Source organism: Luteibacter sp. UNC138MFCol5.1 (assembly GCF_900110505.1).
In the GTDB taxonomy this organism is placed as follows: domain Bacteria; phylum Pseudomonadota; class Gammaproteobacteria; order Xanthomonadales; family Rhodanobacteraceae; genus Luteibacter.
Genome location: NZ_FODZ01000005.1, coordinates 24,252 through 37,064, shown reverse-complemented (window position 1 = coordinate 37,064; position 12,813 = coordinate 24,252). Strand labels below are relative to the sequence as shown.

10 protein-coding genes are annotated in these 12,813 nt (G+C 67.3%); 4 read left to right on the top strand and 6 right to left on the bottom strand.

Features of this window, described 5'->3' with window-relative positions; all coding sequences use genetic code 11:
• Nucleotides 1–413 precede the first annotated feature (413 nt).
• Entirely contained in the window at nt 414–1,340 is a 927-nt protein-coding gene (gene lpxL, locus BMY69_RS14325) for an LpxL/LpxP family Kdo(2)-lipid IV(A) lauroyl/palmitoleoyl acyltransferase (RefSeq protein ID WP_254779375.1), read from the bottom strand.
• 70 nt (nt 1,341–1,410) lie between these two features.
• On the opposite strand from lpxL, the gene waaA reads away from it, so the two are divergent.
• Nucleotides 1,411–2,676, top strand: coding sequence for a lipid IV(A) 3-deoxy-D-manno-octulosonic acid transferase (gene waaA / locus BMY69_RS14320; RefSeq protein WP_090180001.1), 1,266 nt, complete (start codon nt 1,411–1,413; stop codon nt 2,674–2,676).
• 84 nt (nt 2,677–2,760) lie between these two features.
• On the opposite strand, the gene BMY69_RS14315 is transcribed toward waaA, so the two are convergent.
• Both BMY69_RS14315 and BMY69_RS14310 read right to left on the bottom strand, forming a co-directional pair.
• A complete protein-coding gene (locus tag BMY69_RS14315; RefSeq protein ID WP_090057203.1) occupies nt 2,761–4,137 on the bottom strand; it encodes a TolC family outer membrane protein in 1,377 nt (458 codons plus the stop codon).
• 34 nt (nt 4,138–4,171) lie between these two features.
• The gene (locus BMY69_RS14310) at nt 4,172–4,831 is read right to left on the bottom strand and encodes a protein-L-isoaspartate O-methyltransferase family protein (protein WP_090179516.1); all 660 of its coding nucleotides are present in this window, start codon (nt 4,829–4,831) and stop codon (nt 4,172–4,174) included.
• Between the two features lie 362 nt (nt 4,832–5,193).
• Between BMY69_RS14310 and BMY69_RS14305 the strand changes: the two genes are divergently transcribed.
• From BMY69_RS14305 to BMY69_RS14295, 3 genes are all read left to right on the top strand, one after another.
• Entirely contained in the window at nt 5,194–5,859 is a 666-nt protein-coding gene (locus BMY69_RS14305; protein ID WP_090057199.1) for a TetR/AcrR family transcriptional regulator, read from the top strand.
• Nucleotides 5,860–6,051: 192 nt separating this feature from the next.
• Nucleotides 6,052–6,621 (top strand): ferritin-like domain-containing protein, encoded by a 570-nt coding sequence (locus BMY69_RS14300; protein ID WP_090057196.1) that lies wholly within the window; start codon nt 6,052–6,054, stop codon nt 6,619–6,621.
• 59 nt (nt 6,622–6,680) lie between these two features.
• A complete protein-coding gene (locus BMY69_RS14295; RefSeq protein WP_090179514.1) occupies nt 6,681–7,703 on the top strand; it encodes a DUF2333 family protein in 1,023 nt (340 codons plus the stop codon).
• 73 nt (nt 7,704–7,776) lie between these two features.
• Here BMY69_RS14295 and ppa read toward each other — a convergent pair whose 3' ends face one another.
• From ppa to BMY69_RS14280, 3 genes are all read right to left on the bottom strand, one after another.
• Complete coding sequence (gene ppa / locus BMY69_RS14290; protein ID WP_090179511.1) at nt 7,777–8,310, bottom strand: inorganic diphosphatase; 534 nt, start codon at nt 8,308–8,310, stop codon at nt 7,777–7,779.
• A gap of 87 nt (nt 8,311–8,397) precedes the next feature.
• Entirely contained in the window at nt 8,398–10,521 is a 2,124-nt protein-coding gene (locus BMY69_RS14285; protein ID WP_090179509.1) for a prolyl oligopeptidase family serine peptidase, read from the bottom strand.
• 166 nt (nt 10,522–10,687) lie between these two features.
• Nucleotides 10,688–12,736, bottom strand: a complete 2,049-nt coding sequence (locus tag BMY69_RS14280) for a sodium-translocating pyrophosphatase (RefSeq protein WP_090057187.1) — start codon at nt 12,734–12,736, stop codon at nt 10,688–10,690.
• Nucleotides 12,737–12,813: the final 77 nt, after the last annotated feature.

Here is a 12,813-nt window from a genome sequence, read left to right as displayed (position 1 = left end):
TTTTTCGCGTGGCTTTCGAAAGGTCGGGGCTGTTGGGCGGGTGTTGTGGGGCGAGAAAGCCCATGGAAAGGTACGTACGACCGCGACGGTCTTCGGGTGGGAGCGCGCTTGCGCGCCGCTACCCCACGTGTCGCCAGCGTCGCTGATTCGCGATGCCGTCCGGGCGCGCAAGGTATCCGCGAAGATCGGCAACCGGTTCCGCGCACAAATGGTAATGAAATAGACGCGACCCGGCTCCGAAGACCTGCCGAGCCTGAGTCGTCGGCTCTGGTAACGCATCGACGGATGGTGAAGTTTCCTGAGTGCGGGAGCGGTCCGCCACTGCGGCTATGCAGGCGATCGTGGCGCCCGTTCGCGCGCAAGCGCGCTCCCACCCGAAGGTAGGTCACGCTCGAACGGCCTATGGCCGCGGCTCAGTAAACCTTCGCCGCGCCCGGAGGCCGCGTCTTGAAGCGCTTGTGTACCCAGAGGTATTGCTCGGGTGCTTCGCGGACCATCTGCTCGATTTCTCCGTTCACGCGCGCGGTGTCCAGCGCGGCGTCCTTGCTCGGGAAGTCGGTCATCGGCGCGCCGAGGCGCATCGCGTAGCCGGCGTCCCCGGGGAGGCGGCGATGGTAGAAGGGGATGACCACCGCGCCGGAGAGGCGGGCGAGGTGGTGCGTGGCCGTGATCGTGGCCGCGGGCACGCCGAAGAAGGGCACGAAGACGTTGTCCTTGCTGCGCATGTCCTGGTCGGGCGCGTACCAGAGCGTGCCGCCGGACTTGAGGTACTTCACCGTCCCGCGGATGTCGTCCTTCTCGAACATCGCGGCCGCGTAATGCAGTCGCGAGCGCAGCACCGCGAATTCGAAGACGTCGGAATCCATGCGCCGGTACATGCCCGAGATGCGGATGCGCTGCGACACCAGGCGCGCGCACAGCTCCAGATGCGAGAAGTGGCCGCCGACCAGCAGCACGCCCCGGCCTTCCGCCCGCGCGGCCTCGAGGTGCTCCAGCCCCTCGACGGTCACCGGCACGTTGGCGATCGCGCGGTCGGAACCCATCCACCCCAGCGCGAACTCGGCGAGCATCATGCCGACGTCGCAGAGGTTCGCCCGGACCAGCGCCTTCTGCGCCGCGGGATCGAGCTCCGGGAAGCACAGCGCGATGTTGATCGCGGCGACCCGCCGACGTTCGGGGTTCAGGTGGAGCGCCAGCCGGCCGGCGAGGCGTCCCAGCCGCATCAGCAGCCGGAAGGGCAGGCGCGCGATCAACCAGATGACGGCCACGCCGAGCCACGCCGGCCAGTGGCGGGGCGTCAGGAGGGCGCGGGTCAGGTGGGGGCGGGGCATACCGGGCATGGCCGGTCATTGTAGCGAATGGGGGCGGCTATACTGCGCGGTCACGGGCAAACCCAGGATCCGCGTGCTGCTGCGCCTGCTCTACAACCTCGCGATGTACCTGTTCACGCCGTTGGTGATGCTGCGACTGATGGCGCGCGGCATGCGCTACGGCGACTATCACGTGCGCTGGCGCGAGCGCTTCGGCCGGTTCCGCGAGCCGCGGCTCAACGGTTGCCTCTGGGTCCATGCCGTCTCCGTGGGCGAGGTCAACGCCGCGGAGCCGCTGGTGAAGGCCTTGATGGAGGCCTATCCGCAGGCCCCGATGCTGGTGACCACGGTGACGCCCACGGGCTCGGAGCGCGTGCGCCAGCTCTTCGGCGACACCGTCCACAGCGTCTATCTGCCGTACGACCTGCCGTTCGCGGTCCGGCGTTTCCTGCGCAGCACGCGCCCGCGGCTGGCTGTGATCGTCGAGACGGAGATCTGGCCGAACCTCTACTTCGCCTGCCGTCGCCACGGCATCCCGCTGCTGATCGCCAACGCGCGGCTGTCCGAGCGCTCCTTGCGCGGCTACGCGCGCATGAGTTCGCTGGTGAAACGCGCGCTGCGCTGCGTGAGCCACATCGCCGCGCAGTCGCGCACGGACGCGGCGCGCTATCGCCTGCTCGGCGCGGAGCCTAGCCAGCTCACCGTCGCGGGCAACCTGAAGTTCGACATGCCGGTACCGAGCGCGGCCGTGGAGGCCGGCACCGCGATGCGCGAATCCTGGGGCAACGGCCGCCCGGTCTGGATCGCGGCGAGCACGCACGAGGGCGAGGAGATGTGCGTGCTCGAGGCGCACCTCGAGGTGATGCGCCGCCTGCCGGACGCCCTGCTGCTGATCGCGCCGCGGCATCCGGAACGTTTCAAGGCGGTCGAGGCATCGGTGCGCAGCCTCGGGTTCCACGTCGCGACGCGCAGCGGCGACAAGCTGCCGGGACACGGCACGCAGTGTTTCGTCATCGATTCGATGGGCGAGCTGTTGCGCTTCTTCGCGGCGGCGGACGTGGCCTTCGTCGGCGGCAGCCTCGTCGCGATCGGTGGCCACAACGTGCTGGAACCGGCCGCGTTCGGCAAGCCGGTGCTCGTGGGTCCTTACACGTACAACTTCGAAGAGATCACGCAGCTGCTGCTCGACGAGAAGGGCGGCCAGCGCGTCGCCGACGGCAGCGAGCTCGGCGCCGAGGTGCTGTCGCTGCTGCGCGACCCCGCGCGGCGTGCCGCCATGGGCGCGGCGGCGCGTCAGGTGTTCGAGAGCGAGCGCGGCTCGGTCGGCAAGGTCATGGAGCTGGTGGACCGCCTGCTGCAGGAATGACGCCGTCCGCGAGGTCGGCACGTTCTCCAACGAAGAAGCCCCGGGTCTCCCCGGGGCTTCTTCGTTGCGACCGTTCGCCGCGGATTACTGCAGCAGCGCGTTGATCGCTTCGAGGTCCTTCACGTCCACCGTCCCGGCGGTCTGCTTCAGCAGCAGCTTGTCGAGGATGAACTGGTGGCGGGCCTGCGAGTAGTCGCTGAGCGCCTGGGTGAGGTTCTGCTGGGCGATCAGGACGTCGACGATCGTGCGCGTGCCGACTTCGAAGCCGGCCTGCGTGGCGTCGCGCGCGCTCTCGGAGGACTCCACGGCCGCCTTGGTCGCTTCCACCTTGCTGATGCCCGCCACGACCGAACGGTAGTAGTTGAGCGTGTCGCGCACCACCTGGCGGCGGGTGGCCTCCAGCGAATCCTGCGCGGCGTCGCGCTGGTAGATCGACTGGCGGACACGCGACTGCGTGGCGCCGCCGGAGAAGATCGGCACGTTCAGCGTGACGCCGACGGTCGTCTGGCCACGGCCGTTACCGTTCAGGCGGTTGATCGCCGACGAGGCGCCGTTGCCGCCGTTCTCGTACCACTGGGTCGACTTGCCGTAGCTCGCCGTGGCGTCGATCGTCGGCAGATGGCCGGCCCGCGCGGAGGAAATGCTGTGCTCGCTCGACTCGACGTTGTACTGCGAGGCGATGATCTGCGGGTTGCTCTTGACCGCTTCGGCGACCCACGCCTTCGGATCGTTGGGCGAGGGCGCGTCCATCGGCAGCTGCTCGCGCAGCTTCTTCAGGTTGTCCGCCGGCTTGCCGGTGATCTGCGTGAGCGCTTCGCGCGAGTCGGCCAGCGTGTTCTCGGCCGTGATGACGGCGGCCACGGCGGTGTCGTGCTGGGCCTTGGCGTCCTGCACGTCGGTGATCGCGGAGAGACCGACGTCGAAGCGCTGCTGCGCCTGTTCGAGCTGGCGGGCGAGCGCCTGCTCGTTGGCCTTCGCGAAGGTCAGCGCGTCGTCGTTGGTCAGCACCTGGAAATACGCGGTGGCGACGCGGGTAGCCAGCTGCTGCAGTGCCGCTTCGTACGTGGCGTCCTGCGCCTCCGACGACGACTTCGCCGCCTTCAGATCGGCGTACTTGCTGAAATCGAGCACGCTCTGGCTGATCGTCGCCTGCTGCGTGCGCGTGCGGACGTGGCCGAGATCCGGTCCGATGACGGTGTTGCCGTTGGCGTCCTGACCGGCGGAGCGATTCGGACCGTTGACGTCCGTCTGGCTCAGGCCGAGCTGCGCGTTGATCTGCGGCAGCAGCAGGGCACGGGCCTGCACCACCGTTTCACCGGTGGCGAGGCGGGTGGAATCCGCCTGCGACAGCGTCGGATCGTTGGCCCGCGCCTGCCGGTAGGCGTCCAGCAGGTCTTCCGCATGGCTGGCAAAGGGCATCGCAGCCAATGCCAACGCGACGGTGAGCAGCTTCAAGCGCATGGTTTCGCCTCGTGTGTGATGGGGATCTGGTGGGTCAGAGCACGAAGCGCTTCACCGGCGCGGCATGCGCCAGGTAGGGAAGGTCCGTTTCGAGCAGCGATTCCTCGCGGTAGCGGCCGTCACCCTCGTGGGTGAGCAGCACGGCCGTCTGCGCGGGGGAATCGCCGCGCACCACGAACATGCGCCCGCCGGGCTTCAGCCAGCGCACGAACTTCTCCGGAACCGCATGGACGGCGCCGGTCACCACGATGGCGTCGAAAACGGCCTTCGGGTCGTAACCGTTGACGGCCTCGGCCGTCGCCAGCGTGACGTTGGTGATGCCCGCCGCCGCGAGGCGCTGGCGAGCGGCCTCGACGAAGTCGGCATGCATGTCGATGCTGGTGACCTTGCCAGCGAGGTGGGCGAGGCAGGCGGTCAGGTAGCCGGTGCCGGTACCGATCTCGAGGACCTCGTCGGTCTTGTTGAGCGCCACGGCCTGCAGGGTCCGCCCCTCGATGACCGGCTTCATCATCACTTCGCCATGGCCGATGGGCAGCGTGAGGTCGGCGAACGCCACGTTGCGATGCTCGGGAGCCACGAAATCCTCGCGACGCACGGCCTTCAGGGTATCGAGCACATCGAAATCGAGGACTTCCGCGGGGCGGACCTGGTTCTCGACCATGTTCTGCCGGGCCTGCTCGAAATTCATCGCCATGGTTGGTATTCCGTACGAAAGCTGCAAAAAGATTTGGAAGGATAAGCGGTTAGGACCCGTTTTCCCAATGATGCAAGGCTGCTGCGCCGTCGCCGCCGGGCGAAGTGCCGGAAGTCACCGGACGGAACCGACACAAGTCATGGTTCCTGCCGCGCCGCCGGCCGCTGGCGCCTGAACGGTCGCTGCGCGGGCCCCTTGCCGTCCATGGGGAACCGCCGGAGCGCCCCCACCTTGCATTCTAAGGTAGAAGGACGGCGGCACTCTTGTTGTTACGGCCCTCGCGATGCCAACCGCGACGTGCTGGAAATAACTGAACCGCTGCGTATAATAAAGTCATAATCTTAGTTTGTGAAGGTGCAGCCATGAACGCCAGCCCGAAACTCAAGGCCCAGGGCCCGGGCCGTCCCAAGGACATGGAGAAGCGCGCGGCCATCCTCGATGCCGCGAAAGCGCTGTTCACCCAGGGCGGGTTCGCCGGCACCAGCATGGACGCCGTGGCCGCCGCCGCCAGCGTGTCCAAGCTCACCGTTTACAGCCACTTCGGCGACAAGGACAACCTCTTCCGCGAGGTGATCCGCGCCCACGTGCAGGAGCGCCTGCCCGACGACCTGTTCGATTTCAGCCCGGGCGCCGACATCCGCGTCACGCTGACCAACATCGCCAGCCGTCATGCCGCGATGGAGACCAACACCGAATCGGTCGGCACGTTCCGCGCGATCCTTTCCGACTGCCAGTCGGGAGGCAATCCGCGCTTCGGTCGGCTCGTGTGGGAAGAAGGTCCCGTCCGCATGCACAAGCTGATGCAGCGCCTGCTGGAGGGCGCGGCGGCGCGCGGGCAGCTCGACATTCCCGATCCGTCTCGTGCGACCACGCAGTTCCTCGCGCTGCTCAAGGGCGACCTGCTGATCCGCCGCCTGTTCGGCTGCGAGGATTGCGCCGTGCAGTTTGGCGAAGAGGTCAAGGCCAATGCGCTGGCCGCCGTCGACATGTTCATGCGCGCGTACTCGCCGCGCCACGTGAGCGTCTGATCCCGCTCGGCGGACGGTCGTCCGCCGGACCGCATGGGTTCGGCCGTCGAGCTGCCGCACGACGGCGCCCATCTCGCCATGGCAGCCATCCACGCGCGTCGGGCGATGTGGATGCCCGCGCCTTCACCCAGTCTTTCCAGGAAGCGCCCTAACGTCTGGCCGATCATTCCCACTCTCCCAGGAGACCAGGCCATGTCCAGCGTGAAGCCCTTCGTCAGCGACATCGAGAACATCCGCAAGCGCGCCCGCGAGCACATCGACAACGGCGCGGTGACGTCGGGCTACCGTGCGGATCGCGAGACGGTGATCAAACTGCTCAACGAAGCGCTCGCCACGGAGATCGTCTGCGTGCTGCGCTACAAGTACCACTACTACATGGCGCCCGGCATCCACTCGCAGAGCGTCAAGGCCGAGTTCCTCGAGCACGCCAACGAGGAACAGGCGCATGCCGACCGCATCGCCGAACGCATCACGCAGCTCGACGGCACGCCGAACTTCAATCCGGAAGGCCTGCTCTCGCGCAGCCACGCCGATTACGTCGAGGGCGTGACGCTCGTCGACATGATCAAGGAAGACCTCGTGGCGGAGCGCATCGCCATCGACAGCTACCGCGAGATCGTCCAGTACATCGGCGACGACGACCCGACGACGCGGCGCATCATGGAAGACATCCTCGCGCAGGAGGAGGAACACGCCGAGGACATGGCGACGCTGCTGGAAAACCTCGGTGCGAAGGGTGACGGCGCGCCTGGCGCGCACTGACCCGTTAAGGGGCGGGCGGTTAAGCTAGGCGAACGTTCACGACGACAAGGACACCCCTCATGAATGCGACCGCCACTCCACCGCCGGCCGCCCGCCGCCGGCGCAAGCCCCTGAGCATCGCGATCGCGCTGCCGATCGCCGTGCTCATCCTGCTCGTGCTGATCCTCATGTGGTGGTGGGACAAGGAACCGGAGCAGTTCGATCCGGTGGCCGTGACCACCGCGCACATGAAGGAGATCGACCGGCCGATGAGCACCGGCGCGGTCACCACCTATACGCTGATCCGTTCGGTGGACACGCTGCTCGACAAGCGCGGCGGCTACCTCAGCAACGACAAGCTGCCGCCGGGCGTCTTCATGGACAACGTCCCGAACTGGGAATTCGGCTCGCTCACGGCATCGCGCGATCTGGTTCGCGCCCTGCGCAACGACTTCAGCCGCTCGCAGACGCAATCGACGGAAGACAAGTCGCTGGGCGAGGCCGACCCGCTGCTCAACAGCCCGAACGACCGCTGGCTGCTGCCAAGCTCGGAATCGCAGTACGGCAAGGCGGTGGACGACCTCGAGGACTATCTCGCCCGCCTTTCCGACGCGCCCGACGCCAACGCCCATTTCTACGCGCGCGCCGACAACCTCGCCGATTACCTGCAGACCGTCTCGGCGCGCCTCGGGTCGCTGTCGCAGCGTCTTTCGGCGAGCGTGGGCCAGCTTCGCGTCGACGCCGCGCCGAACGCCGACGCGCCCGCCGCGGCGGGGCCGGCCAAGGCCGTCTTCGTCAAGACGCCGTGGAACCGGATCGACGACAACTTCTACGAGGCGCGCGGTTACACCTGGACGCTGCTGGAGCAGCTCAAGGCGATCCGCCACGACTTCGCGCCGATCCTGCGCAGCAAGAACGCCGATGCCAGCCTGCAGCAGGTCATCCGCGAGCTGGAGGAATCGCAGAAATCGCTCGGCAGCCCGGTGGTGCTGAACGGCTCGCCGTTCGGGTTCTTCGCGAACCACTCGCTGGTGATGGCCAATTACGTGTCGCGCGCGAACGCCGCGATCATCGATCTGCGCGCCCTGCTGGGCCGCGGATGAAGAAAGGCCCGCGGATCGCGGGCCTTTCGTTTTCTTCGCAAGGTAGCGCGCATCGCGCGCTACCCGACGCCGATCAGTTCTCGGCCTTGTAGCGGCCCATGCCGGCGACGATCTCGGCCTTCGCCTCGTCCGCGCCGACCCAGCCGTCGACCTTGACCCACTTGCCCTTCTCGAGATCCTTGTAGTGCTCGAAGAAGTGGCCGATGCGCTCCAGCCAGTGGCCCGACACCTGCGCGATGTCGCGAATGTGGGCGTAGCCGGCGAACACCTTCTCCACCGGAACCACGACGAGCTTCTCGTCGGCGCCGGCTTCGTCGGTCATCTTCAGCATGCCGACCGGGTGGCAGCGGATCACGGAGCCCGGCACCAGCGACAGCGGGAGGATCACGAGGGCGTCCAGCGGGTCGCCGTCGCCACCCAGCGTGCCCGGCACGTAGCCGTAGTTGCACGGGTAGCGCATCGGGGTCGACAGGATGCGGTCCACGAAGATCGCGCCGCTTTCCTTCTCCACTTCGTACTTGACCGGCTCGGCATCCTTGGGGATTTCGATGATGACGTTGATTTCGTCCGGCACGTTCCTGCCGGCGGGGACGAGGTGCAGACCCATGGGATTCCTTGATCTTTCGAGGGGTTAAGGGGGCCGATAGCATACGTCCTGCGGAGCGGCCGGGCAAAACCCGGCCGCTCCCGCCGACTACTTCAGGTGTTCCCAGAGGTACGTGTACGCCAGCGCGTTCATGAACGCGGACTGCTTGTTGTCCGCCGCCGCGCCGTGCCCGCCCTCGATGTTCTCGTAGAAGCTGGTGTCGAAGCCCATGGCCTGCATCCGTGCCGCCATCTTGCGGGCGTGCACCGGGCCCACGCGGTCGTCGCGCGTGGAGGTGGTGAACAGCACCGGCGGGTAATGGGTGCCCTTGTGCAGGTTGTGGTACGGCGAGAAGGTCTGGATGTACTTCCATTCGGCCGGGACGTCGGGATTGCCATACTCGGCCATCCATGACGCGCCCGCGGACATGTGCGGATACCGCTTCATGTCCAGCAGCGCCACCTGGCTGACGATCGCGCCGTACAGCTGCGGGTACTTCGTGAGCATGTTGCCGGCCAGCAGGCCGCCGTTGCTGCCGCCCATCATGCCCATGTGCTTCGGGCTGGTGACCTTGCGATCGATGAGGTCCTGCGACACGGCCGCGAAATCCTCGTACGCACGCGGGCGCTCGGCCTTCAGGGCCGCCTGGTGCCAGCGCGGACCGTATTCGCCGCCACCGCGGATGTTGGCGACCACGTACACGCCGCCCTTCTCCAGCCAGGCGCGCCCGACGCCGGCCGAGTACGCCGGCTGCAACGAGATCTCGAAACCGCCGTAGCCGTAGACCAGCGTCGGATTGCTGCCGTCGGTCTTCATGGCCTTCGGCGCGACCTCGAAGTAGGGCACCTTCGTGCCGTCCTTCGACGTCGCGAAGTGCTGGCTCACCGTGTACTTCGACGCGTCGAAGAACGTCGGGCTGTGCTTGAGCGCTTCGCGGTCGCCCTTGCCCAGCACGCCGTAGTAGAGCGTGGTGGGCTGCAGGAAGCCGGACACCGTGAGGAAGTATTCGTCGGAATCGTCGGCGTCCACGCCGCCGGCCTGCATGGTGCTCAACGCCGGCGCGCCGCCGAGCGCCTCGCTCTTCCAGTCGCCGGTCGTCGCGGGCGTCAGGATGCGGACCTCGCTCACGACGTCGCGCATCACGTTGAGGATGAGGTGGTGTCGCGTCCACGAATGGCTCGACAGCGAGGTGTGCTCGTCAGGGGTGAACAGCACCGTGAACTCGCGCTTGCCCGCCATGAAGTCGTCGAACTTCGTCGCGATCAGCGAGCCAGACGGGTATGTCTTCCCGCCGACCGTCCATGCGGTGCGCGGCTCGACCAGCAACCACTCGCGCTCGACGTCGGTCTCGGCATCGTTGGGCACGTCGATCTTCGTCAGCTTGCCGTCCTTGCCGCGGACGAACGTCTCGCTGTTGTAGAACTCCAGCGCGCGCAGCACGAAGTCGCGCTCGAAGCCCGGCGTCCGGTCGCGGAACGCGGAAATCGACATGTCGGACGACTTGCCCTCGTACACCGTCGTCGCCGACGACAGCGGCGTGCCGCGCTTCCACTCCTTGACGATGCGCGGATAGCTCGAATCGGTCATCGAACCCGGGCCGAAGTCGGTCGCGACGTAGAGATGGTCCTGGTCGATCCAGGCCACCTGGCTCTTGGCCTCGGGCAGCGCGAAGCCGTCCTTGACGAACGCCTTGGCCGACAGGTCGAACTCGCGCACCACGTCGGCGTCCGCGCCACCGCGCGAGAGCGAGACGAGGCAAAGGCGGTCGTCGGGCTTCAGGCACTGCACGCCGTGCCAGACCCAGTTCTCCTTTTCGCTCGCGGCGAGCGCGTCGAGATCGATCACGGTCTCCCACGCCGGCTTGTCCTTGCGATATTCCGCAAGCGTCGTGCGGCGCCACAGCCCCTTCGGATGCTGCTTGTCGCGCCAGAAGTTAAAGAAGTGGCCACCGATCTTCGAGACCATCGGGATCTTCGCGTCCGAATCCAGCACCTCGAGGATGCGGGCGTCGAGCGCCTTGAAATCCTGCCCTTCGGCGTAGGCCGCGACGGTTTTCGCGTTCTCGGCCTTCACCCATGCGAGCGGCTTCGCGCCGTCGATGTCGTCGAGCCAGAGGTTTTCGTCGTCGCCGGCGGCCTGAGGGGCGGGGGCGGAGGAGTGCGGGGTGTCGTGTGCCTGGGTCATGCCACAGAAGGTAAGGGCGATGGCCAGCGCAATAAAGCGGTGGGGCATGGGTCTGGTAGTCCGGCAAGCTGGTGACAGCCGACCATAACCCATGGCATCGCGGCAGGCCCCATGACTTCCGCCCTAGGCATCGCCGACACGGTCGGCTCCCACCCTTCGGTAGCAGGGTGGCTACCGAAGGGTGGGAGCCGATCGCATCGGCGATCGACGTGCCTCAAAGCAGCGGAATCAGCAGCAACGCCACGATGTTGATGATCTTGATCAGCGGGTTCACCGCCGGGCCGGCGGTGTCCTTGTACGGGTCGCCCACCGTGTCGCCCGTGACGGCCGCCTTGTGGGCGTCGGAGCCCTTGCCGCCGAAGTTGCCGTCCTCGATGTACTTCTTGGCGTTGTCCCACGCGCCGCCGCCCGTGGTCATGGAGATCGCCACGAACAGGCCCGTGACGATCGTGCCGATGAGCACGCCGCCCAGCGCCTGCGCGCCGGCCTCCGGTCCGCCCAGCCACTTGAAGCCGAAGATCACCACCACGGGCACCAGCACCGGCAGCAGCGACGGCACCAGCATCTCGCGGATCGCCGAACGGGTCAGCATGTCGACCGCGCGCGAGTAGTCGGGCTTCGTCGTGCCCTGCATGATCCCGGCGATCTCGCGGAACTGGCGGCGCACCTCCTCGACCACGGCGCCCGCCGCGCGGCCCACGGCCTCCATCGCCATCGCCGCGAACAGGTACGGGATCAGACCGCCGATCAGCAGGCCGATGATCACGTAATGGTTCGACAGGTCGAAGCGCACGTCGGCGCCGCCGAAATGCAGGCCGAGGTTGTGCGTGTAGTCGGCGAAGAGCACCAGCGCGGCCAGGCCCGCCGATCCGATCGCGTAGCCCTTGGTCACCGCCTTGGTCGTGTTGCCCACGGCGTCCAGCGGGTCGGTGACGCCGCGTACCTCCGCGGGCAGTTCGGCCATCTCGGCGATGCCGCCGGCGTTGTCGGTGATCGGACCGTACGCGTCCAGCGCCACCACCATGCCGGTCATGCTCAGCATCGCGGTGGCCGCGATGGCGATGCCATACAGTCCCGCGAGCGCGAAGGCGCCCCAGATCGCCGCGCACACCGCGAGCACGGGCAGGGCGGTCGACTTCATCGACACGCCGAGGCCCGCGATGATGTTCGTCGCGTGTCCGGTGGTGGACGACTGCGCGACGTGCCGCACGGGGCGGTACTCGGTCGCGGTGTAATACTCGGTGATCACGACCATCGCGCCCGTCAGCACGAGGCCGATGAGCGCGCAGCCGAAGAGCCGGCCCGCCCCATACGCGGAATCGGCCATCAACGACTGCGTGATCGGCCAGAAAGCGATCGCCGCGAGCAGCGCGGAGACGAACACGCCGGCGTACAGCGCGTTCATGATCTTGCCGCCGCGCGTCTTGACGAAGAACGTGCCGATCACCGATGCGACGATCGACGCGCCGCCGAGCACCAGCGGATAGAGAATGCCATTCGGTCCCACCTCCGTCGCCATCACGCCACCGAGCAGCATCGTGGCGATCAGCGTCACCGCGTAGGTTTCGAACAGATCCGCCGCCATGCCGGCGCAGTCGCCGACGTTGTCACCCACGTTGTCCGCGATGACCGCCGGGTTGCGCGGGTCGTCCTCGGGGATGCCGGCCTCGACCTTGCCCACGAGATCGGCGCCGACGTCCGCGCCCTTGGTGAAGATGCCGCCGCCGAGCCGCGCGAAGATGGAAATCAGGGACGAGCCGAAGGCCAGGCCGACCAGCGCGTGCAGCACGTGCGCGCGCTCGTAGCCCATGTGCGTGAGCACGCCGTAGTAGCCGGCGACGCCGAGCAGGCCGAGACCGACCACCAGCATGCCGGTCACGGCGCCACCGCGGAACGCCACCGCGAGGGCAGAAGAAAGGCCGCTCCTGGCGGCCTCGGCGGTACGCACGTTGGCACGAACCGAAACGTTCATGCCGATGTAGCCGGCGGCTCCCGAGAGCACCGCCCCCAGCGCGAAGCCGATCGCGGTACCCCAGTCGAGGAAGATGCCGAGGAGGAGGAAGAGCACGATGCCGACGACGCCGATGGTGGCGTACTGGCGGTTGAGGTAGGCGCGGGCTCCTTCCTGGATGGCGGCGGCGATCTCCTGCATCCGTTCGTTGCCCGGCGATCGTGCCAGGACCCAGCTGACCGAAAACGCGCCATACGCGATCGCGACGACCGCACATGCCAGTGCGATCCATAAACCGTACTGCTGCAGCATCGAAGCCTCCCCGGATTGTGAGGGGCCCGTGCCGGACCCCTGTTCCGAGTATAGGCACGACCGCATGAGAGGTCGTT